Raw genomic sequence first — 20,068 nt, forward strand, 5'->3', positions numbered from 1 at the left:
GGGAGACGACACCACCATGAGCGCAGTGACGGGCAGCACCCCCGCACAGGCGGACCCGACCAGGACCGGCACCGAATCCATCGACCTCGCCGACCCGGAATTCTGGAAACTCCCCGCCTCCGCCCGCGCGGCCGCCTTCGCCGAACTCCGTAAACTCCCCGCACCCCGTTACTTCACCGAAAAACCCGCCGCCGGCCGCCGCCCCGAGAAGGGCTTCCACGCCCTCGTCCGGCACGCCGACGTGGTCGAGGCCAGCCGCACCCCGAGCGTCTTCATCAGCGGCCCCGGCGTCACCACGCCCGAACCCGCCCGCTGGGTCCGGGCCCTGTTCGGCGACTCCATGGTCAACCTGGACGACCCCCGGCACGCCCAGCTGCGACGGATCATCTCCCGCGCCTTCACCCCGCGCCTGCTCGCCCGCGCCGAGGACGACATCCGCCGGGTCGCCGCCGCCCTGGTCGACGACGTGGCCGCCCGGCGCCCGGACGACTTCGTCACCGCCGTCGCCGCCGAACTCCCCTTCCAGGTCATCTGCAACATGATGGGTATCCCCGAGGAGCCCCGCCGCAGCATCCTCGACCAGGTCAACCACGCCTCCGAGCACACCGGCGTCGACCGCCCGCTGCGCAGCCGGATCCGCATCCCCGGGCGCGGACTGCGCGCCCTCGCCAGGATGCAGGGCATGGTCGCCGACCTCGGCCGCGACCGCCGCAGCCACCCCGCCGACGACCTGATCTCCGCCCTGGTCACCGCCGACGTCGACGGCAGGCACCTGACCGGCCGCGAACTCGGGGCCTTCTTCTCCCTCCTGCTGGTGGCCGGCGTCGAGACCACCCGCAACGCCCTGACCCACGGGCTGAAGCTGCTCAGCGACCACCCCGACCAGCGCGACCTGCTGCTCTCCGACCTCGACCGGTACCTCGGCGGCGCCGTCGACGAGATCATCCGACACTCCACCCCGATCATCCAGTTCCGCCGCACCCTCGCCGCCGACCACGACCTGAACGGGACCAGGCTCGCCGAGGGGGACAAGGTCGTCCTGTTCTTCGGCTCCGCCAACCGCGACGAGGCCGTCTTCGCCGACCCGGACGCCTTCGACATCACCCGCACCCCCAACCCGCACCTCGGCTTCGGCGGCGGCGGCCCGCACTACTGCCTCGGCGCCCACCTGGCCCGCCAGGAGATGAAGGTGCTCTACCGGGAGCTCTTCACCCGGCTCCCCGGCCTGCGCTCGGTCGGCGAGGCGGAGCTGATCCCGTCCAACTTCGACAACCGGGTGAAGTCGCTGCGCTTCACCTTCGATCCGTCCTGACCGCTGTCACTGCTGAGTACGGGCCGCCCCGGTGGGGATGCCCCGGTCGGCCTTGACCTGCTTCATGGTCAGGTGCGAGTTGACCTGGGCGATGCCGGGCAGGCCGGAGAGCACGTCGGTGATGAAGCGCTCGTACGCGGCGATGTCGGCGACGGCGATCCGCAGCAGGTAGTCGGGGTCGCCGAACAGCCGGTGGGCCTCGACGACCTCGGGCAGGGCGGCCACCCGCTGCTCGAACTCGGCGACGGTGGCGCGGTCCTCGTGCCGCATCACGATGGTCACGAAGGGCTGGAAGCCGACCCCGAGGGCGGCGCCGTCGAGCAGGGCCCGGTAGCCGCGGATCACGCCGTCCTGCTCCAGCTGGCGCACCCGGCGCAGGCAGGGGGAGGGAGTGAGGTCGACGCGGGCGGCGAGTTCGGCGTTGGTCAGGCGGCCGTCCTGCTGGAGCTCGTGGAGGATTCTGCGGTCGATTCGGTCCATGGCGCAATATTGTGCCATTGCGGGTGCCGGGCGGGCACGAACTTGCCATCGGCTGCCAAGCCCTCCCCACTAGCGTCGGAGGCCGGAACCACCGGGGGCGAAACGAGCGCCGGGGACGCACGAGACGGGCCACCCATGGACACCCACGCACTGCTGCTCTTCCTCGGCGTCGACCTCCTGCTGGTCTGCACCCCGGGCCCCGACTGGCTGTACATCGCCGCCCGGGGGCTCGGCCAGGGCCGCCGGGCCGCACTCACCGCCGTCGGCGGCGTCTGCGCCGGCTACGCCGTCCACACCCTGCTCTCCAGCGCCGGACTCGCCGCCGCCCTGCGCGCCGTTCCCGCCGCCCTGCCCGTGCTGCGGATCGTCGGCGCCGGGTACCTGCTGGTGCTCGCCGTCAGCATGCTGCTCACCCTGCGCCGTGACGGCTCCGCCCTCGCCGCTGCCGCCCGGCCGCAGCCGACCGCCACCGTGCTGCGCCAGAGCATGCTGACGGCGCTGCTCAACCCCAAGGGGCTGCTGCTGTACCTGTCCCTGGTGCCGCAGTTCGTCGACCCGCTGTCCGGCGTCCCGGTCGGGGGCCAGGTGCTCGCGCTCGGTTCGCTCAACGTGCTGGCCTGCGCGGTCGTGTACGGCGCGGTCGCGCTCGCCGCCGGGCGGCTCGGCGGGCGGCTGGGCGGCACGCCGACGGCCGCGCGGCGGATGACGCTCGTCTCGGCGGTGCTGCTGATGCTGGTCGCGGGCGTGACGGCGACGGCCTGACGCAACGCTCGGCCGGTGAGTTGCCGGGCAGCTCAGCAGCTCAGACACTCAGTCGGTCAACCCGGTGACCCGCATGGTGATGTTGAGCCGCCCCCGGGCCAGGCCGGTCGCGGGGTCGCAGGTGCCGGGGCGGATCTTCGGAACGCCGTGGTACACGAACCGGGACGGGCCGCCGAAGACGAACAGGTCGCCCGAGGCCAACTCGACGTCCGTCCACGGCCTGGTGCGGTTCTCGGTGTTGCCGAACCGGAAGACGCAGGTGTCGCCGATGCTCAGCGACACCACCGGCGCGCCGGACTTCTCGTCCTTGTCCTGGTGCATCCCGAGCTTGGCCTCGCCGTCGTAGAAGTTGATCAGCGCGGTGTCCGGCGTGTAGTCGTCGCCCGCGGCCGGGTCCTGGTACGCCTCGACGAGCGCGCGCCGGCCCAGCTCCACCATCCAGTCGGGGAACTCCGCGACGGCGGCCCCGTTCACGTCCTCCGCGATGCGGGTGTAGCGGTAGGGCCGCCAGTGCCAGCCGACGCAGACCGTCTGCACCGACATCACGCCACCGCGCGGCAGCCGGGTGTACCGGATCGGCACCGGCCCCACGGCCCAGGCGCGGCACGCCTCGACCAGCCGCCGCTGCTCGTCCAGGCCGAGCCAGCCCGGTACGTGGACGGCGCCGGGCGCGATCTCGGTCCGGGGCCCCGGGCCCTGCTCGAAGAAGGAGAACTGCGCGTCCACCTCGCGGCCGTCCTGTTCTGTCGTGCCCGTCGTGCTGGTCGTACCTGCCGTACGAGTCCTGTGTACGAGGATGCTCCCGCCCTGGTCGGAGGTCCAGGGCAGTCCTACTCTGCGGCGCCCGCGGGGGGAATGTCCGGCGGAATTCGGACATCGTGCTCGCGGGGCGGGGCGGGCGGCTGTGCAGAAGGCCCTTGCCCCTCGGACACCCCGCCGTCACCCACAACCAGCGCTTGGTCAGTAGGATCTGACGATATGACTCATGAAGGGTTGGGGGCCCCTCCGGTCGAGCAGCTCCGACACCACTACATCGTGTGCGGCGGCAACGCCCTGGCCCACCGGCTCGTCCTGGAGCTCGTCGAGCACTACGACGTCCCGGTCATCGCCCTGGTACCCGACCGCACCCGGGACCACGCCCCGCGGATCGAGCAGATACCCGGCGTCGCGGCCGTCGTCGAGTACAGCAGCATCACCGAGGAGGCGCTGCGCGCGGTCCGGACCGGGAGCGCACGCGCGATCGCGCTCGTCGACGGCAGCGACCAGGAGAACATCCACGCCGCGCTCAGCGCCCAGGGCCACAACCCGGACATCCGCATCGTGCTGCGGATGTTCAACCAGCGCCTCGGCGAGAACATCGAGGGCCTGCTCCGCAACGGCGCCGCCCTCTCCGGCTCCGCCACCGCCGCGCCCGCCTTCGCCAACGCCGCCCTCGCCCGGCCCAACTCCGTCCGGGTCGGCGACCGCTTCCTGCACGTCGCCTACGACGAGGACATCGACTCCGGACAGGTCTGCGTCGTCGCCGACCAGATCGACCGGCAGGATCTCAGCCGGCTGCGCCTGCTGCCCGACCTCGCCACTCCCGCCGCCGGGTTCATCGAACTGGCCCGGCGGTTCGGCGACGACGGCCCGGTCCGACCGGGTTCCGGCGCGGCCGGCCCGCCCGTCACCGGGCAGGCACCCGGCGAGGAGGGGACGGAGGGGCAGGAGGGGCAGGGCGACGAGCAGACCGACGGGATCGCGGCCCTGCAGGCCCTGCCGAACCGCCCGCCCGTCCGGATCCCCTGGGCCCGCCGGCTGCGCTGGCGGCTGCTCGACACGCTCCGCTACGTCACCAGCGCCCGGCTGCGCGTGGTGCTCCTCACCGCGCTCGCCGCCGTGCTGCTCTCCTTCGGCGTGCTCTGGTACCTCAACCGCGACTTCGGCTGGACGCTCTACCTGGCCCTGCTCGACCTCGCGGGCGCCGCCCAGCCCGACCAGCCGGGCGCCGGCGGTGGCAGTACCGGCGGGACGTGGCAGCGGGTCGCCCAGGTGGTCATCACCTTCTGCGGCATCACCTTCGCCCCGGTGGCCACCGCGATCATGGTGGAGGTGCTCGCCTCCGGCCGTCGCGGCCAGGCCCGCAGCCCCGGGGCCGGCACCCGTGACCACGTCATCGTCGTCGGCCTCGGCAACGTCGGCACCCGGGTGGCGGCCCTGGTCCACGAACTCGGTGTGCCCGTGGTCTGCATCGAGAACGACCCGCAGGCGCGCGGCATCGCCGCCGTCCGCGCCCTGGGGATTCCGGTGGTGGTCGGCGACGCACCCCTGGAGGCCCAACTGCGCCGGGCCCGCGTCCACCGGAGCCGGGCCGTCGTCGCCGTCACCACCAACGACGCGGCCAACCTGGAGGCGGCTCTGGAGGCCCGCGCCGTCCAGCCCGAAGTCCGCGTGGTGGTGCGCCTGTTCGACGACAACTTCGCGCACCACGTGTACGCCACCCTGGACAACGCGGCGTCCCGCTCGGTGTCCTACCTCTCGGCGCCCGCCTTCGCCGCCGCCCTGATGGGCCGTGAGGTGCTCGGCACCCTGTCGGTGTTCCGCCACGTGCTGCTGATCGCCGAACTGCGGGCCGACGAGGGCACCGGCCTGGTCGGCATGAACCAGCACGACATCGAGGACCCGGGCGGCGTCCGGGTGATCGCCGTACGGCTCGCCCGCCGCCCCGAGGACCACCTGTGGAACTTCGCCGACCGCACCCGCCGGCTGCTGCCCGGCGACCGGGTCGTCGTCGCCGCCACCCGCAGCGGCCTGGCCCGCCTCAACACCCCGGTGGACAACGAGGGCTGACCCGGGCCGTCCGGGGCGCCGGCAGGCCCCGGACGGCCGAGCCGGCCGGTCAGCCGTGCTTGAAGTCGGGTGCCCGCTTCTCGGCGAAGGCGGCCATCCCCTCCTTCTGGTCACCGGTCGCGAACACGGCGTGGAACAGCCGGCGCTCGAACCGCACACCCTCGGCCAGCGTCGTCTCGAACGCCCGGTTGACGCTCTCCTTCATCATGATCGCGGCCGGCAGCGACATCGCCGCGACGGCCTCCGCCGTGGCCAGGGCCTCCGCCAGCAGCTCCGCCGCCGGGACGATCCGGGCCACCAGTCCGGCCCGCTCGGCCTCCTCGGCTCCCATCATCCGCCCGGTCAGGCACAGGTCCATCGCCTTGGCCTTGCCGATCGCCCGGGTGAGGCGCTGCGAGCCGCCGATACCGGGGATGACGCCGAGCTTGATCTCCGGCTGCCCGAACTTCGCGGTGTCCGCCGCCAGCAGGATGTCGCACAGCATCGCCAGCTCGCAGCCGCCGCCCAGCGCGAACCCGGCCACCGCCGCCACGATCGGCTTGCGCAACTGCCCCAGGCGGTCCCACGGCCCGAGCCAGTCGTCGAGGTAGACGTCCGGGAACCGGTTGGCCTGCATCTCCTTGATGTCCGCGCCCGCCGCGAACGCCTTCTCCGACCCGGTGACGACCAGACAGCCGATCTCCGGGTCCCGGTCGAAGGTGGTGGCGGCCGCCACCACCTCGTTCATCAGCTGCGTGTTCAGCGCGTTCAGCGCCTTCGGACGGTTGAGGGTGATCAGGCCGACCCGGCCCTTGCGCTCGACGAGAATCGTCTCGTAGAGCGTGTCGTACCCGGTCGACGTGTCGTCGGTCATCGCCATTGACTCCCATTCGCTGCACGGCGGCACGAGGCCGCTCCCTGACCACCCCACGATCTCCGACCCGCCCCGCCCCGCGCCAGTCTTGACATGCGAGACGACGATCACCCGCCGGCCTGCCCGGATGCGGTCGGACGCGGCGGCGGCGTTCGTCCTCGTCCAGAGCTTCGCCGTGTTCGTCCTGATCGCCACCGTGGACCGGCCGGCCGTGTCCGCCCGCAACGCCGCACGTGGAGCGCTCGTCGCCCGGGTGGGCGGCGACCGGCCGGCCCTGTTCGGGGCGAGACTGCGCAACTTCAACAACCTCGGCGTCATCCTGGGCACCCTCGGCGCCGCCTTCGCCCTCCAGGCCGGCAGCCGGGCGGCCCACACCGTGCTCGTCCTTGCCAACGCGGCGAGCTTCGTGCTCTGCGCGCTGCTGCACCTGCGCGTCCCCGACCACGAAGTCCTGCCCAGGCCCGTGCGGCAGCGCCGTTGGACCGCCTCGCGGCGCACGGCCGGCTGGTGGCCTACGGCGGCCTCGGCGCCCACGAGCCGGTGGTCGCCGACGCCGACGACCTCCTGATGCGGGGCAGGTCGTTGCTGACCTACAACAGCAACCTGCTCGCCCGGACCCACCCCGAACGGCTCGCCGACAGTGCCCGCCGCGCCCTCGACCTGCTCGCCGCCGGCCGGGTGCGGGTGGACGTCACCGCCGAATACGACCTCTCGGAGGCCGCCGTCGCCGTCCAGCGCCCCGCCGAGGGAGCCACCCGGGGCAAGAGCGTGCTCCCCCTGGCCTGAGCGGCCGGTACGGCCGGCGCCGCACCCGTCAGGCGAGGCCGAGTTCGTCGGCGCCCCGGGCGGCGAACCAGCGGGCGACGTCGGCCTCGGACACCTCGGCCAGGGTGGCGGGGGACCAGCGCGGGTCGCGGTCCTTGTCGACGACCTGGGCCCGGATGCCCTCGACCAGGTCGTGGGAGTCCAGGGCGGCGCAGGAGATGCGGTACTCCTGGTCGAGGACGGCCTCCAGGGAGTCGAGCCGGCGGGCGCGGCGGAGCGCCGCCAGGGTGACCTTCAGAGCGGTCGGCGACTTGGCGAGGATCTGTTCGGCGGCCTCCTTGGCCTCCGGGACGCTGCTGGACAGAAGCCGGTCGACGATCTCCTCGACCGTGCCGGCGGCGTAGCAGGTGTCGATCCACTCGCGCTGCCGGGCGAGTGCCCCGGTGGGCGCCGGGGCCGCGAACTCCGAGAGGGCCTCGCCCGGGTCCACGGCCGCCAGGGCGGCGGTGAACCCCGCCAGCCGTTCGCCCGGGACGAAGTGGTCGGCGAAGCCGCAGAGCAGCGCGTCGCCGGCGTCCATCGAGGCGGCGGTCAGGGCGAGGTGGGTGCCGAGCCCGCCCGGCGCGAGGGCCAGCAGGCGGCTGCCGCCGACGTCCGGGACGAGCCCGATCCTGGTCTCGGGCATGGCGACCGCGGAGCGCTCGGTGACGATCCGCACGCTGCCGTGCGCGGCGAGGCCGACGCCGCCTCCCATGGTGATGCCGTCCATCAGGGCGACGTACGGCTTCGGGTAGCGGGCGATCAGCGCGTTCAGCGCGTACTCGTCCCGGAAGAACGCCCGGGCGCCCGCGCCGCCCGCCTTGGCGTCGTCGTGGATCGCCCGGACGTCGGCGCCGGCGCAGAGGCCGCGCCCGCCCGCGCCGCTCAGCACCACGGTGCGGACGCCGTCGTCCGCCGCCCACGCGTCGAGCGCCGTGCGGACGGCGGTGAGCATGCCGTGGGTGAGCGAGTTGAGCGCGCGCGGCCGGTCCAGGACGATGCGGCCGGCCCGGCCGTCCCTGTGCAGCTGTACCTCTGTGGTCATCGGGCCGCTCCTGTCCCCTCGGTGCCGATCGCCGTGCTCCGGATCCTCCGGATCTTCCCGACACCGTACCCGGGGCCGCCGGGCGGCCCGGTCAGGGCAGGATGCGGCCGGTCACCTCGCCGAAGCCGATCCGGGTGCCGTCCGGGCCGGGAGCGGTGGCGGTGATGGTGACCTCGTCGTCGTTCTCCAGGTAGGCCCGGGTGGTGCCGTCGGGGAGCTTGAGGGGCTCCTCGCCGTTCCAGGTGAGCTCGATCAGCGAGCCGCGGGTCTGCGGGTCGGGGCCGCTGACGGTGCCGGAGGCGTAGAGGTCGCCCGTTCGCAGCGAGGCGCCGTTGGCGGTCATCTGGGCGAGCTGCTGGGCGGCCGTCCAGTACATGGTGGCGAACGGCGGGTGTGAGACGGGGTGGCCGTTGAGCCGGATCTCCAGGGCGATGTCCAGGCCCCAGGGGTCGCCGGCCCGGTCGTCGAGGTAGGGCAGCGGCTCGGTGTCGCGGGCGGGCGGGGCGACCCGGGCGTGCTCCAGGGCCTCCAGCGGGACGACCCACGGGGAGACCGAGGTCGCGAAGGACTTGCCGAGGAAGGGGCCGAGCGGCACGTACTCCCAGGCCTGGATGTCGCGCGCGGACCAGTCGTTGACCAGGCAGACGCCGAAGACGTGCTCGCGGAAGCCGTCGAGCGGCACCGGAGTGCCGAGGGCGGACGGCGTGCCGACGACGAAGCCGACCTCCGCCTCGATGTCCAGGCGCCGGGTCGGTCCGAAGCCGGGCGCGGCGTCGGCGGGTGCCTTGCGCTGCCCGTGCGGGCGTACGACGGGGGTGCCGGAGACGACGACGGTGCCGGCCCGGCCGTGGTAACCGATCGGCAGGTGCTTCCAGTTGGGCGTGAGCGGCTCGGCGCCGGGGCGGAAGATCCGGCCGACGTTCACCGCGTGGTGCTCGGAGGAGTAGAAGTCGACGTAGTCGGCGACCTCGAACGGCAGGTGCAGGACGGCGTCGGCGAGCGGCACCAGCAGCGGGCCCAGCGCGCTGCGGTAGGCCTCGTCGGTGAGCCAGGCCGTCAGTCCCGCGCGTACCTCGGCCCAGGTCGGACGCCCGGCCGCCAGCAGGGGGTTGAGCGTGTCGGCGTCGAGCAGCACCGAGGGGGCGCCGGCGGCGCGGGCGGCTGCGCCCGCGTCCAGCACGAACTCGCCGATCCGGACGCCGATCCGCCGGCCGGGCCGGTCGGCGGTGCTGAAGACCCCGTACGGGAGGTTGTGCACGCCGAACGGCGAGTCCTGTGCGATGGCGAGCCAGGTGGCGGCGGTCAACGGTCCTCCAGGTGCGGGAGCGGTGGTCCTGGCGTCAGCAGGCCGAGGCCGGCCAGGTCGTCCAGGGGTTCGGCGATGCTGCAGGTGCCGAACGAGGTGAAGGACGCCCTGGCGGCCGAGATCTGATCCCCGGTCAGCCGGGCGGCCGCGTTCGCGAGGATATCGCCCGAGCGCTCCCGCAGCGCGTCCGCCGTGCCCCGGCGGTCGCCGTCGCGGGCGGCTAGTGCGGCCAGCAGGACGTTCAGGAAGCCGTGGTGCTCGAAGCCGGTGAGCCGGTCCGTGTGGCGGACGGCGTGGTGCAGGCCGGCCGTGCACTTGTACGGGACGGCGCGTTCGGCGCAGGCCATCAGCGCCCCGGCCAGCTCGTACACGCCGGGGAAGGCCTCGGCGTTGAGCCCGCCGGTGCGGAACTTGGCGCGGTAGGGCGTCCCGGCGAGCACGTCCAGGGCGTCCTCGACGCGGCTGTCGCGCGGGAGTTCGAGGTAGGCGGTGGTGCCGGGGGGCAGCAGTTCGTCCAGCGCGGCGACGCTCCGGCGGACGTCGGCCGCGACCAGTTCGACGGTCGCGAGGCGGTACGGCGCGGCGGCCTTCAGGGCTTCGGCCAGGTTCGGGCTGCCCCCCGGCAGCACGAGCCCGACCCGCAGCGGGCCGGCCCCGGACGGTCCGGCCAGCGGCCCGTCCAGCAGCCCGGCCAGCGCGCCCAGCCGGCCCGCTCCGCAGAGGAGCGGGCCGACCGACTCGGCGTACCAGGAGGCGCGGTGGGCCCGGTGCGCGGGCACCGCCTCGACGAGCGGCAGGTCGCCGGGCGGGAACACCGCCGCGTCGTCGAACAGCGCCCGGAACAGCGGCGGGACCTGCGGCGGGGCCGGGTCGGCAGCCGGCCGGACGGCCGGACGGGTGCTGCTCACCGGCCCGGCCCCCGCCCGGACCACGTCCAGGCGTAGCCCGGGTCCTCGCACTCCCGGCCGCCCTCACCGAGCTCCAGCGGGCGGAAGGTGTCGACCATGACGGCGAGTTCGTCGAAGAACTCGGCGCCGATGCTGCGCTCGTACGCGCCGGGCTGCGGCCCGTGGGTGTGGCCGCCGGGGTGCAGCGAGATGGAGCCCTGGGCGATGCCGGAGCCCTTGCGGGCGGCGTAGTCGCCGCCGCAGTAGAACATCACCTCGTCGCTGTCGACGTTGGAGTGGTAGTACGGCACCGGGATCGACAGCGGGTGGTAGTCCACCTTGCGGGGCACGAAGTTGCAGATCACGAAGCCGTTGCCCTCGAACACCTGGTGGGCGGGCGGTGGTTGGTGGATCCGGCCGGTGATCGGTTCGAAGTCCCGGATGTTGAAGACGTACGGGTACAGGCAGCCGTCCCACCCGACCACGTCGAACGGGTGCTGCGGGACGGTGTACCGGGTGCCCGAAACCCCTCCCGGCCCACGGTGCTTGACCAGCACGTCGACATCCTGGCCGTCGGCCAGCAGCGGCGCCGCCGGGCCGCGCAGGTCCCGCTCGCAGTACGGTGCGTGCTCCAGCAGCTGCCCGTACTTGGAGAGGTAGCGCTTGACCGGGGTGATGTGGCTGTTCGCCTCGATGCAGTACGCCCGCAGCGGCTCGTCGCCCGTCGGGACCCAGCGGTGGGTGGTGGCCCGGGGGATGAGGACGTAGTCGCCCGGGCCGGCCTCCAGTGCGCCGAAGACCGTCTCCACCACGGCCGTGCCGGACTCCACGTACACGCACTCGTCGCCGAGCCCGTTGCGGTAGAGCTCGCTCGGGGCGCCGGCGGCGACGTAGCCGATCCGGACGTCGCCGTTGCCGAGCACCAGCCGGCGGCCGGTGACGGCGTCGGCGGACTTCCACTCCTGGCCGGCGAACAGCTCGTGCAGCCTGAGGTGGCGGGGGAGCAGCGGGTGGTTGGGCACGGTGGCCTGGTCCGGCAGCTCCCACGGCACGGCGTCGACGATGGCCGACGGGATGCCCCGGTGGTAGAGCAGCGAGGAGTCGGAGGAGAAGCCCTCCTCACCCATCAGCTCCTCGTAGTACAGGCCGCCCTCGGGGGTTCGGTGCTGGGTGTGCCGCTTGGGCGGGATGCTGCCCAGCTGCCGGTAGTGCGCCATCGTCCGCTCTCCCTTGAGCCGATGCCGGTGTCTCGATGCCGGCGTCTCGTTGCCGGTGCCCGTCGGGCCGGTCAGAGGTTGCCGCGACGGTCCTGCTCGCGCTCCAGGGACTCGAAGAGCGCCTTGAAGTTGCCCTTCCCGAAGCCGAGCGAGCCATGCCGCTCGATGAACTCGAAGAACACCGTCGGCCGGTCGCCCTGCGGCTTGGTGAAGATCTGCAGCAGGTAGCCGTCCTCGTCACGATCGACCAGGACGCCGCGCTTCTTGAGCTCCTCGACCGGCACCCGGACGTGCCCGATCCGGGCCCGCAGCTCCGGGTCGTCGTAGTACGAGTCAGGGGTGGCGAGGAACTCGACGCCGCGCGCCCGCAGGATGTCCACGGTGGCGAGGATGTCGTTGGTGGCGAGCGCCAGGTGCTGGCAGCCGGGGCCGCCGTAGAACTCCAGGTACTCGTCGATCTGCGACTTCTTCTTGGCGACGGCCGGCTCGTTCAGCGGGAACTTCACCCGGTGGTTGCCGCTCGCGACGACCTTGGACATCAGTGCGGAGTACTCGGTGGCGATGTCGTCCCCGACGAACTCGGCCATGTTCACGAAGCCCATGACCTGGTTGTAGAAGCGCACCCACTCGTCCATCCGGCCGAGCTCCACGTTGCCGACCGCGTGGTCCAGCGCCTGGAACAGCCGCCTGGGCGCACCCTCGGGCCGCCGCACCCGGCTCTCGGCGACCACGTAGCCGGGCAGGTAGGGGCCGTGGTAGCGGGAGCGGTCGATCAGGGTGTGCCGGGTCTCGCCGTAGGTGGCTATGGCGGCGCGGCGCACGGTGCCGTGCTCGTCGGAGACGTCGTTCGGCTCCTCCAGCACGGTGGCGCCCTGGGCGCGGGCGTGGGCGATGCACTTGTCGACGTCCGGCACCTCCAGGGCCAGGTCGACGACGCCGTCGCCGTGCCGGCGGTGGTGGTCCAGCAGCGCACTGTCGGGGGCGACCCCGCCCTTGATCACGAAGCGGCAGGAGCCGGAGCGCAGCACGAACGCCTTGCGGTCGCGGCGGCCGTTCTCGGGCCCGGAGTAGGCGACCAGCTCCATGCCGAAGACGGCCTGGTAGAAATGGGCCGTCTGGGTGGCGTTGCCGGTCACGAAGACGATGGCGTCCTGGGCGATGACCGGGAACGGGTCCGTGGCGGGGTCGTGTTCGACGAGGCCGACCAGGCGCCGCAGCTGCTCGGCGTCGAGGCCGGCCTCGCGCTCCTCGGGGGTCAGCTCAAGGGCGTGCGACTGCGTGGTCATGGGGTCTCCTCCACGGTGAGGCCTCCGCGCCGCAGGGGTGGGCGGAGCGGTTGATCGCCGAGCTTGCTCCTAGCGGGCCGGTTGGGCAACAGGTCGCGATTCCACTGCTCAATGTGTACAAGCTGAGCAGGAAATCGCTTCCGGTGCTGCACAGATTGCATGGCTCCGGGGCGGGTCAGGGTCCGTCCGCCTCCCGATCCGGGGCCGCCAGGTGGCGGAGGAACCAGTCCCGGGCCAGGCCCGCGACTGCTTCCAGGGTGCCCGGCTCCTCGAACAGGTGCGTCGCGTGCGGCACGACGGCCAGCTCGCTCACGCCGGGCAGCCGCTCCCGGGCCCGTCGGTTGAGGTCGATCACCACCGCGTCCCGGCCGCCGACGATCAGCAGGGTCGGCGCCGCCACCCGGGCGAGCCAGGAGCCCGCCAGGTCCGGCCGCCCGCCGCGCGAGACGACGGCCCGGACCTGGGCCCCGGGCTGCGCGGCCGTCCAGAGCGCGGCGGCGGCGCCCGTACTCGCGCCGAACAGGCCGAGCGGCAGGCCGCGCACGTCGGGCTCGCCGGCCAGCCGGCCGGTGACGGCAGCGAGCCGGGTGCCGAGCAGCCCGACGTCGAACACCTTGTGCCGGTCCGCCGCCTCCTCCTCGGTGAGCAGGTCGAAGAGCAGGGTGGCCAGGCCCGCGCCGCCCAGGAACTCCGCGACGAACCGGTTGCGCGGGCTGCGCCGGCTGCTGCCGCTGCCGTGCGCGAACACCACCAGGCCGGTGGCGGCGCGGGGCACGGCGAGCCGGCCGCCGAGCCGCACTGCCCCGGCCGGCAGGGTGATCTCGCGGTCCACCGGGCGGTGCGAACTGTGGGGGCCGGTGAAGCGGGCCAGGCAGTGCAGCACCTCGGCGTCGGTGGTCTGCGTGAAGTCGTCGTAGAACTCGCCGATCGCGTAGAACGGGGACGGAGTGCCGACGCAGACCAGCTCGTCGGCGACGCCGGCCAGCCGGTGCGTCCAGTCGGGGGGTGCCACCGGCACCGCGAGCACCACCCGCGCCGCGCCCCTGGCCCGGACGATGCCGCAGGCGGCCCGGGCGGTCGACCCGGTGGCGATGCCGTCGTCGACCACCACGACGGTGCGTCCGCGCAGGTCGAGCGGCGCCCGGCCGCCCCGGTAGCGGGTGGCCCGGCGGTGCAGTTCGGCGCGTTCCGCCCGCTCCACCTCGGCGAGCCGGCCGGGGGTGACCGCGGCCATCCGGACCACTTGGTCGTTGATCACCCGCGCGCCGTCCTCGCCGATCGCGCCCATGCCCAGTTCGGGCTGCGACGGGACGCCCAGCTTGCGGATCACGCAGATGTCCAGCGGCGCGCCGATCGCGTCCGCCACCTCGGCGGCCACCGGGAGGCCGCCCCGGGGGAGGGCGACCACCACGGTGTCCGGGCCGCGCAGGTGGGCCAGGCGGGCGGCGAGCCGGTGCCCGGCGTCGGTCCGGTCGGTGAAGTGCGTACCGGCCGAGGGTGCACCCATGAAGTCTCTGGCGGTGAATTGCATGACCACTGCCTCCACCGTCCACGGTACGTCCGCGGGGGCGCGGATCGCGGTGCCGCCCGGTGATCGTCCGGTGATCGTTCCGGGCCGGGACCGGGCCGGAACCGGGGCCGGACCGGAGCGGGCCCGGGCTGCCGGGGCCGGTGCGGCGGGGGTGTGGCCGGGCCGCGACCGCAGTGGCCGCTCCCCGCCGCAGGCCCACGGGCCCGGGGTCCGGGCGGCTACTGCCCCTTGACGAATGCTTTGCGTGGCCCAATCATCATGGTCGCGTCAACTTTGCGGCGGGCCAACCGACTTCGTCCGCAGGTGACGACGCGCGTTCCGTTCTGCCCCACCAGAATCTGGAGCCTCCATTGAGCCAGCGCATCACGCGGCGATCCCGCCTGCGCCGAACCACCCTCGCAGGCGGGACGGTCGTCACGCTCGCCGCCACCCTGCTCGCACCCGCGGCCCTCTTCGCGCCCGCCGCCCAGGCCCGGCCCGCCGCCGCACCGCCGGCCGCGCAGGCACTGGCCGCCGCGCCCGACATCCCGGTCGCCAACGTCAAGGCGCACCTGGCCAAACTGCAGTCGATAGCCACCGCCAACGGCGGCAACCGGGCCCACGGCAAGGCCGGCTACAAGGCTTCGATCGACTACGTGAAGGGCCAGTTGGACGCGGCCGGCTTCACCACCGCGCTGCAGTCCTACACCTACGGCGGTGCCACCGGCTGGAACCTGATCGCCGACTGGCCGGGCGGGGACGCCTCGCACGTCGTGATGGTCGGCGCGCACCTCGACTCGGTCACGGCCGGTCCGGGCATCAACGACGACGGCTCCGGCTCGGCCGGCATCCTGGAGGCCGCGCTCGCCGTCTCCCGGGCCGCCCTGCAGCCCGCGAAGCACCTGCGCTTCGGCTGGTGGGGCACCGAGGAGGCCGGCATGGTCGGCTCCAAGAACTACGTCAACAGCCTCTCCAGCGCCGATCGTTCGAAGATCGAGTCCTACCTCAACTTCGACATGATCGGCTCGCCGAACCCGGGCTACTTCGTCTACGACGACGACACCGCGCTGGACCAGCTGTTCCAGGGCTACTTCTCCGGCCTGGGCGTCGCCACCGAGCCCGAGACCGAGGGCGACGGACGCTCCGACCACTCGCCGTTCAAGAACGCCGGAATCCGGGTCGGCGGCCTGTTCAGCGGCGCCGACTACATCAAGACGGCCGCCCAGGCGGCGAAGTGGGGCGGCACCTCCGGCCAGGCCTTCGACCGCTGCTACCACGCCTCCTGCGACACCTCGGCCAACATCAACGACACCGCGCTGGACCGGATGAGCGACGCCATCGCGTACGCGCTCTGGACGCTCGGCACCGGCACCACCACCCCGCCGGCCGGCACCGTCTTCGAGAACACGACGGACGTGGCCATCCCGGACAACGGCGCGGCCGTGACCTCCTCGGTCGCTGTCACCGGCGTGAGCGGCAACGCCCCCGCCGCGCTCAAGGTCGGGGTGGACATCAAGCACACCTGGCGCGGCGACCTGGTGATCGACCTGGTCGCGCCGGACGGCAGCACCTACCGGCTGAAGTCCAGCGCCAACGACTCCGCGCCGAACGTGCTGACCACCTACACGGTGAACGCCTCGGCCGAACTCGCGGCCGGCACCTGGAAGCTGAAGGTCCAGGACGTCGGCCCGCAGGACACCGGCTACATCGACAGCTGGAAGCTCACCTTCTGATCCCACCCCCCGAGCCCCGGGTGGTGGTGCCGAGGAGCAGTGCGGCACCACCACCCGGCCAGGCGTCAGCCCTGCATCTCGTAGGCCCCGGCCAGGCCCTCGACCTGGGCCCACACCCGGGCCGCCCGCCCGGCGTCGGCCACCGGCCGGCGGACGTGCGCGAGCGCCCAGGCGGCCTGCGCCTCGCTCGCGCCGGACTTGCCGTGCATCTCGGTGGCGTGGGTCGAGAAGTCCCGCACCAGCACGTCGAAGATCTCGTCCAGCAGGTCGCCGTCCAGACCGGTCAGCCCGGCCTGCTCCAGCACCAGGTGGCCGTAGACGACGAGCGCGAACAGCTGGCCCAGCGAGAGCAGGAAGTCCAGGTCCTGCTGCTGCTCCGGGCTCGGCGCGTGGGCGGCGAGCAGCGCGCAGAGGCCTTCGGCCTGCTCGCGGAACCGGGCCACGTTCGGGACGTGCGCGTGCGCGTCGTAGGCCGTCCGCCAGTCGTGGAAGCGGATCGCGCCGAGGCCGCGGGCCGGGCCCTGCCGGAACAGGAACGCGTCGTCGGCACCGTCCAGGCGGGTCGGCACCGGGGCGTACTCGGCCGGGGCGAAGAGGTAGTTGCCCATGAACTTGAGGATCAGGGCCAGGTTGACGTGGACCGTGCCCTCCAGCTTCGGCAGGCCGCGGATGTCCTTCGCGGCCTTGTCGAAGTAGGTGTCCGCCTCGAAGCCCTTGGCCGCGATGACGTCCCACATCAGGTCGATGACCTTCTCGCCCTCGGTGGTGACCTTCATCTTGGTCATCGGGTTGAAGAGCAGGTAGCGGCGGTCCTCCGGCGAGGCTGAGCGGAAGTAGTCGGCGGCCCGGGCGCTGAACAGCTTCATCGCTGTGAGCCGGGCGTACGCGTCGGCCAACTCCCGGCGCACGTGCGGGAAGTCGGTGACCTTCTTGCCGTACAGCACCCGGTTGTGGGCGTGCGTGACGGCCTCGTACATCGCGTGCTCGCAGATGCCGACGGACGCGGTGCAGAGGTTGAACTTGCCGACGTTGACGGTGTTCAGCGCGGCGTCGAAGGCGGCCTTGCCGGTGTGCAGGACGTCCTCGGCGCGCACCGGGTACTCGTCGAGGCGGAACTCGCTGACGTACATCTGCGCGTTCACCACGTTCTTCACCAGGTGGTACGCCTCGTGCCGGCTGTCGGCGGCGAAGAAGACGTAGCCCTCGGGCCCGTCGACGTCCGAGCGGCGGCCGAACACCGAGACCAGGCCGGCCACGTTGCCGTTGCCGATGTAGTACTTGGAGCCGCTCGCGGTGAAGCCGCCCGCGCCGTCCGGGGTGAGGATCATGTCGGTGGAGTAGATGTCGGCGCCGTGGGTGCGCTCGGACAGCCCGAAGGCCATCACGTGACCCTCCGTCAGCAGCTTCGCGGCGCGGGCCCGGACGGCCTCGTTCTCGCTCTGCCAGACCGGCCCGAGGCCGAGGATGGTGACCTGCCAGGTGTACCAGTAGCCGAGCCCGTAGAAGCCCAGGATCTCGTTGAGTTCGGCGATCCGGGCGGTGTCCCAGCGCTTGGAGGCGTCGCCGCCGGCCTCGCCGGCCGGGGTCAGGAAGGCCGCGAACAGGCCCTCCTTGGCGGCGAACTCGAGGAAGTCGCCGTACCAGGAGCGGTCGATGTACGAGTCGATCAGGGCCTTCTTGCCGCGCGACTCGAACCAGTCGACGGTGGCACGCAGCAGCCGGCGGGTCGGCTCGTCGAACTGCACGGGGTCGTAGGTACGCGGGTTGAACAGCATGGTGTCGTCCCTGAGGGTTGAGGTCCGGTGGTCAGTTGCCGAGGCGGTGCAGGGTGGCGAGCACGTCGTCCAGCCAGGCGAGGGTCATCCGCTCGTACTCGATGCCGCCGCGCAGCACCACGTGCTGCAGCTGCTGCTGGGCGTCGAGGGCGGCCGGGTCGGGGAAGTCGCGCTGCTCGCCGGTGAGATAGCGCGCCAGCAGGGCGGCGTGCAGGCCGCGGTGCCGTTCGACCTCGGCGACCAGCGCGGACGGGTCGTCGAAGGCGGCCGCGCGGATCTTGACGGCGAGCTCGTGCCGGACGGTCTCCGGTTCGACGGGCTCGCGCAGCCAGCCGGCCAGCACGTCGCGGCCGGGCCCGGCCGCCGAGTAGACCTTCTTGTCCGGCCGGCCGTCCTGGGCGACCTCCTCGGCGTCGATCCAGCCGTCGGCCTCCATCCGCCGCAGCACGCGGTAGATCTGCTGGTGGGTGGCCGTCCAGAACCGTCCGATCGAGCGGTCGAACCGCCGGGCCAGCTCGTAGCCGGACCCGGGCTTCTCCAACAGCGAGACGAGGATCGCGTGCTCCAGTGCCATGCCCGCATCCTGCTATGCAACGAGTTGCATAGGCAATCCCGCTCCACCCGGTTGAGACACAGCTCACGCGGGACACTGGAGGGTGCGAGACCGACGACCCGGAGGGAGCCGCCATGTTCGGCAGCAGCAAGGCCTACAGCTGTTTCGCGGTGGACGACATCAAGAAGGCGAGGGAGTTCTACGGCGGCCCACTGGGCCTGGAGGTGTCCGAGGAGCACGGGCTGCTCTTCCTCCACCTCGCCGGCGGGGCGCGCGTCCTCGTCTATCCGAAGGAGGACCACGTACCGGCCGGTTTCACCGTCCTCAACTTCCCCGTCGAGGACATCGACACGGCCGTCGGGCAGCTCGCCGGGCTGGGTGTGACCTTCGAGCGCTACCCGGGCATCGAGGCCGACGAGAAGGGCGTCTCCCGTGGCTGGGGGCCGGCCATCGCCTGGTTCAAGGACCCGGCGGGGAACATCCTGGCGGTGCTGCAGGACATGTAGGCCCGGTGCCGTCCGGCGGCCCCGGCCGCGGGCAGAATGGGCCGGTGACGATCGACGACGCCCGCCTGCTGCGCTGGCGGATGCACGCCCAACTGGCGCCGGCGGAGCCCGCCACCGTGGCGGACGCGGCCGGCCGGGCGGCCGGGATCCAGGCGCAGGACGCACCGGCGGCCCGGCTCGGGCTGCGGGCCCGCGGAGTGCGCACGCCCCGGCAGGTCCAGGCGGCCCTGGAGACGGGCGAGGTGGTCTCCAGCTGGCTGATGCGCGGCACCCTGCACCTCGTGCCGGCGGACGACCTGCCGTGGCTGCTGGGGATCTTCGGGGCGCGGAACGTGGCCGCCGGTGCCGGGCGCCGGCGGCAGCTGGGGCTCACCGAGGAGGTCTGCGCGCAGGCGCTGGCGGTCATCCCCGAGGTGCTGCGGGCCCCGCTGGGGCGGGCCGAGCTGATCGCCGCCCTGATCGGCCGGGGTGTGGCGGTCGACCCGGCCGGGCAGGCGCCCCACCATCTGGTGGGCTACGCGGCGGCCCGCGGACTGATCCGCCGGGGCGCGGAGGTGGCGCCCCGCGAGCCCGGCTACGTCCTGCTCGACGGTCCGCCGCCCGAGCCGGCGGGTGACACGGAGCGCGCCGCGCTGGCCGCGCGCTACCTCGCGGCCTTCGGCCCGGCGGGCCCGGCGGACTTCGCCGCGTGGTCCGGCCTGCCGTTGGCCGTCTGCCGCCGGGCCCTGGCCGATGCCGGCCTGCCGGAGGTGGCGCCCGGCCTGTTCGCCGACCCCGGCACCGAGCCCCCGCCCGGCCCGGTGCACGTCCGGCTGCTGGGCGCGTACGACAACTACCTGCTCGGCTACCGCGACCGTGCGGCGATGCTGGACCCGGCGTTCGCCGGGCGGATCAACGCCGGCGGCGGAGTGATCCACCCGGCGCTGGTCGCCGACGGGCGGGTGCTGGGCCGGTGGCGCGTCGAGCGGGCCCGGGGCGCCGCGACACTGGCGGTGGAGCCGTTCGGCCCGCTGGCGCGGTCGGTCCGGGGTGCGGTGGCGGCCGAGACCGAGGCCGTCGGGCGGTTCCTGGGGGAGGAGCTGGAACTCCGGGTGGCCGGGCCGTGACGGCGGGGCACCGTGACGTCCGGCGGGCTCCGATCGTTCCCCAAAACGGGGCAGAATGTTAGAAAAGGGTCAAACTGGGTAGTGAGCTTGCGCCTTCCATGTTC

The 20,068-nt window shown here is 73.2% G+C and carries 19 protein-coding genes; 8 read left to right on the forward strand and 11 right to left on the reverse strand.

Annotated features, from left to right (window positions below; genetic code table 11):
* Positions 1-16 precede the first annotated feature (16 nt).
* Positions 17-1,312, forward strand: a complete 1,296-nt coding sequence (locus ACFUK0_RS12555) for a cytochrome P450 (RefSeq protein WP_380249093.1) — start codon at positions 17-19, stop codon at positions 1,310-1,312.
* A 6-nt stretch (positions 1,313-1,318) separates the two neighbouring features.
* Here the strand turns inward: ACFUK0_RS12555 and ACFUK0_RS12560 are convergent, their stop codons facing one another.
* Positions 1,319-1,792 carry an Lrp/AsnC family transcriptional regulator gene (locus ACFUK0_RS12560; protein WP_380249095.1) on the reverse strand — a complete coding sequence of 158 codons (474 nt, stop codon included), beginning with the start codon at positions 1,790-1,792 and terminating at the stop codon, positions 1,319-1,321.
* Between the two features lie 135 nt (positions 1,793-1,927).
* Here ACFUK0_RS12560 and ACFUK0_RS12565 point away from each other — a divergent pair, with 135 nt between their 5' ends.
* Complete coding sequence (locus ACFUK0_RS12565) at positions 1,928-2,554, forward strand: LysE family translocator (RefSeq protein ID WP_380249097.1); 627 nt, start codon at positions 1,928-1,930, stop codon at positions 2,552-2,554.
* Between the two features lie 48 nt (positions 2,555-2,602).
* On the opposite strand, the gene ACFUK0_RS12570 is transcribed toward ACFUK0_RS12565, so the two are convergent.
* Complete coding sequence (locus ACFUK0_RS12570; RefSeq protein ID WP_380249099.1) at positions 2,603-3,280, reverse strand: alpha-ketoglutarate-dependent dioxygenase AlkB family protein; 678 nt, start codon at positions 3,278-3,280, stop codon at positions 2,603-2,605.
* Between the two features lie 252 nt (positions 3,281-3,532).
* Here ACFUK0_RS12570 and ACFUK0_RS12575 point away from each other — a divergent pair, with 252 nt between their 5' ends.
* A complete protein-coding gene (locus tag ACFUK0_RS12575; protein WP_380249101.1) occupies positions 3,533-5,383 on the forward strand; it encodes an NAD-binding protein in 1,851 nt (616 codons plus the stop codon).
* A 49-nt stretch (positions 5,384-5,432) separates the two neighbouring features.
* Here ACFUK0_RS12575 and ACFUK0_RS12580 read toward each other — a convergent pair whose 3' ends face one another.
* The gene (locus tag ACFUK0_RS12580; protein ID WP_380249103.1) at positions 5,433-6,236 is read right to left on the reverse strand and encodes an enoyl-CoA hydratase; all 804 of its coding nucleotides are present in this window, start codon (positions 6,234-6,236) and stop codon (positions 5,433-5,435) included.
* A gap of 127 nt (positions 6,237-6,363) precedes the next feature.
* Between ACFUK0_RS12580 and ACFUK0_RS12585 the strand changes: the two genes are divergently transcribed.
* On the forward strand, positions 6,364-6,804 hold the full coding sequence (locus ACFUK0_RS12585; RefSeq protein ID WP_380249105.1) for a hypothetical protein: 441 nt from the start codon (positions 6,364-6,366) through the stop codon (positions 6,802-6,804).
* Positions 6,744-7,022 (forward strand): zinc-binding dehydrogenase, encoded by a 279-nt coding sequence (locus ACFUK0_RS12590; RefSeq protein ID WP_380249107.1) that lies wholly within the window; start codon positions 6,744-6,746, stop codon positions 7,020-7,022. Before ACFUK0_RS12585 ends, ACFUK0_RS12590 begins: the two co-directional genes overlap by 61 nt.
* Positions 7,023-7,050: 28 nt before the next feature.
* On the opposite strand, the gene ACFUK0_RS12595 is transcribed toward ACFUK0_RS12590, so the two are convergent.
* The 6 genes from ACFUK0_RS12595 to ACFUK0_RS12620 all read right to left on the reverse strand — a co-directional run bounded on the left by ACFUK0_RS12595 (position 7,051) and on the right by ACFUK0_RS12620 (position 14,312).
* A complete protein-coding gene (locus ACFUK0_RS12595) occupies positions 7,051-8,085 on the reverse strand; it encodes an enoyl-CoA hydratase/isomerase family protein (RefSeq protein WP_380249109.1) in 1,035 nt (344 codons plus the stop codon).
* A 91-nt stretch (positions 8,086-8,176) separates the two neighbouring features.
* Entirely contained in the window at positions 8,177-9,391 is a 1,215-nt protein-coding gene (gene fahA, locus ACFUK0_RS12600; RefSeq protein ID WP_380249111.1) for a fumarylacetoacetase, read from the reverse strand.
* On the reverse strand, positions 9,388-10,299 hold the full coding sequence (locus ACFUK0_RS12605; RefSeq protein WP_380249113.1) for a hypothetical protein: 912 nt from the start codon (positions 10,297-10,299) through the stop codon (positions 9,388-9,390). The genes fahA and ACFUK0_RS12605 overlap by 4 nt, the downstream gene beginning before the upstream one ends.
* Complete coding sequence (locus ACFUK0_RS12610; protein ID WP_380249115.1) at positions 10,296-11,495, reverse strand: homogentisate 1,2-dioxygenase; 1,200 nt, start codon at positions 11,493-11,495, stop codon at positions 10,296-10,298. The genes ACFUK0_RS12605 and ACFUK0_RS12610 overlap by 4 nt, the downstream gene beginning before the upstream one ends.
* A gap of 71 nt (positions 11,496-11,566) precedes the next feature.
* Entirely contained in the window at positions 11,567-12,781 is a 1,215-nt protein-coding gene (gene hppD, locus ACFUK0_RS12615; RefSeq protein ID WP_380249117.1) for a 4-hydroxyphenylpyruvate dioxygenase, read from the reverse strand.
* A gap of 175 nt (positions 12,782-12,956) precedes the next feature.
* A complete protein-coding gene (locus ACFUK0_RS12620; RefSeq protein ID WP_380249119.1) occupies positions 12,957-14,312 on the reverse strand; it encodes a phosphoribosyltransferase family protein in 1,356 nt (451 codons plus the stop codon).
* A gap of 380 nt (positions 14,313-14,692) precedes the next feature.
* Between ACFUK0_RS12620 and ACFUK0_RS12625 the strand changes: the two genes are divergently transcribed.
* Positions 14,693-16,024 carry a M28 family metallopeptidase gene (locus tag ACFUK0_RS12625; RefSeq protein ID WP_380249163.1) on the forward strand — a complete coding sequence of 444 codons (1,332 nt, stop codon included), beginning with the start codon at positions 14,693-14,695 and terminating at the stop codon, positions 16,022-16,024.
* A gap of 65 nt (positions 16,025-16,089) precedes the next feature.
* Here the strand turns inward: ACFUK0_RS12625 and ACFUK0_RS12630 are convergent, their stop codons facing one another.
* Entirely contained in the window at positions 16,090-17,799 is a 1,710-nt protein-coding gene (locus tag ACFUK0_RS12630) for an acyl-CoA dehydrogenase (protein WP_380249121.1), read from the reverse strand.
* Between the two features lie 31 nt (positions 17,800-17,830).
* Positions 17,831-18,373 (reverse strand): PadR family transcriptional regulator, encoded by a 543-nt coding sequence (locus ACFUK0_RS12635; protein WP_380249123.1) that lies wholly within the window; start codon positions 18,371-18,373, stop codon positions 17,831-17,833.
* Positions 18,374-18,486: 113 nt separating this feature from the next.
* Here ACFUK0_RS12635 and ACFUK0_RS12640 point away from each other — a divergent pair, with 113 nt between their 5' ends.
* Both ACFUK0_RS12640 and ACFUK0_RS12645 read left to right on the forward strand, forming a co-directional pair.
* Positions 18,487-18,858 carry a VOC family protein gene (locus tag ACFUK0_RS12640; protein WP_380249125.1) on the forward strand — a complete coding sequence of 124 codons (372 nt, stop codon included), beginning with the start codon at positions 18,487-18,489 and terminating at the stop codon, positions 18,856-18,858.
* Between the two features lie 44 nt (positions 18,859-18,902).
* The gene (locus ACFUK0_RS12645) at positions 18,903-19,964 is read left to right on the forward strand and encodes a winged helix DNA-binding domain-containing protein (RefSeq protein WP_380249127.1); all 1,062 of its coding nucleotides are present in this window, start codon (positions 18,903-18,905) and stop codon (positions 19,962-19,964) included.
* The last annotated feature ends 104 nt before the right edge of the window (positions 19,965-20,068 follow it).

The organism is Kitasatospora sp. NPDC057223 (assembly GCF_042669755.1).
Lineage (GTDB): Bacteria > Actinomycetota > Actinomycetes > Streptomycetales > Streptomycetaceae > Kitasatospora.

What these genes read in the sequence shown, in the direction of transcription:
- ACFUK0_RS12555 (WP_380249093.1), top strand. Translation starts at nt 17, where the DNA reads ATGAGCGCAGTGACGGGCAGCACCCCCGCACAGGCGGACCCGACCAGG.
- ACFUK0_RS12575 (WP_380249101.1), top strand. Translation starts at nt 3,533, where the DNA reads ATGACTCATGAAGGGTTGGGGGCCCCTCCGGTCGAGCAGCTCCGACAC.
- ACFUK0_RS12635 (WP_380249123.1), bottom strand. Translation starts at nt 18,373, where the DNA reads ATGGCACTGGAGCACGCGATCCTCGTCTCGCTGTTGGAGAAGCCCGGG.
- ACFUK0_RS12565 (WP_380249097.1), top strand. Translation starts at nt 1,928, where the DNA reads ATGGACACCCACGCACTGCTGCTCTTCCTCGGCGTCGACCTCCTGCTG.
- ACFUK0_RS12580 (WP_380249103.1), bottom strand. Translation starts at nt 6,236, where the DNA reads ATGACCGACGACACGTCGACCGGGTACGACACGCTCTACGAGACGATT.
- ACFUK0_RS12640 (WP_380249125.1), top strand. Translation starts at nt 18,487, where the DNA reads ATGTTCGGCAGCAGCAAGGCCTACAGCTGTTTCGCGGTGGACGACATC.
- hppD (WP_380249117.1), bottom strand. Translation starts at nt 12,781, where the DNA reads ATGACCACGCAGTCGCACGCCCTTGAGCTGACCCCCGAGGAGCGCGAG.
- ACFUK0_RS12595 (WP_380249109.1), bottom strand. Translation starts at nt 8,085, where the DNA reads ATGACCACAGAGGTACAGCTGCACAGGGACGGCCGGGCCGGCCGCATC.
- ACFUK0_RS12560 (WP_380249095.1), bottom strand. Translation starts at nt 1,792, where the DNA reads ATGGACCGAATCGACCGCAGAATCCTCCACGAGCTCCAGCAGGACGGC.
- ACFUK0_RS12610 (WP_380249115.1), bottom strand. Translation starts at nt 11,495, where the DNA reads ATGGCGCACTACCGGCAGCTGGGCAGCATCCCGCCCAAGCGGCACACC.
- ACFUK0_RS12585 (WP_380249105.1), top strand. Translation starts at nt 6,364, where the DNA reads ATGCGGTCGGACGCGGCGGCGGCGTTCGTCCTCGTCCAGAGCTTCGCC.
- ACFUK0_RS12620 (WP_380249119.1), bottom strand. Translation starts at nt 14,312, where the DNA reads ATGCAATTCACCGCCAGAGACTTCATGGGTGCACCCTCGGCCGGTACG.
- ACFUK0_RS12630 (WP_380249121.1), bottom strand. Translation starts at nt 17,799, where the DNA reads ATGCTGTTCAACCCGCGTACCTACGACCCCGTGCAGTTCGACGAGCCG.